The sequence below is a fragment of the Monashia sp. HAY1-5C genome, from assembly GCF_056755255.1.
In genome coordinates this window covers 1-247 of record NZ_JBPGXG010000626.1, presented here as the reverse complement: position 1 = coordinate 247, position 247 = coordinate 1, and the positions used below count along the sequence as shown (strand labels likewise).

The window sequence follows — 247 nt, the reverse complement described above, 5'->3', positions numbered from 1 at the left end:
GGTTTAAACATATTTGAAGCATCCAGACTTCCTGTTGAACTTCCCGCACCAACAATAGTGTGAAGCTCATCAATGAATAAGATGACATCTCTGTTTTTCTCCAGTTCGGTCATGATCGCTTTCATTCTTTCTTCAAACTGACCACGATATTTTGTTCCGGCAACTAAGCTTGCCAAATCTAGCGTGATCACGCGTTTTCCGTAAAGAACTCTCGATACTTTTTTCTGTTGAATTCTTAATGCAAGAC

Annotated in this window: 1 protein-coding gene; it reads right to left on the bottom strand. The window is 39.7% G+C overall.

Annotated elements, in window-relative coordinates; all coding sequences use genetic code 11:
• The coding region (locus tag ACR9ZK_RS22970; protein WP_481344226.1) for an AAA family ATPase at nucleotides 1-191 on the bottom strand (191 nt) is incomplete at its 3' end.
• Nucleotides 192-247: the final 56 nt, after the last annotated feature.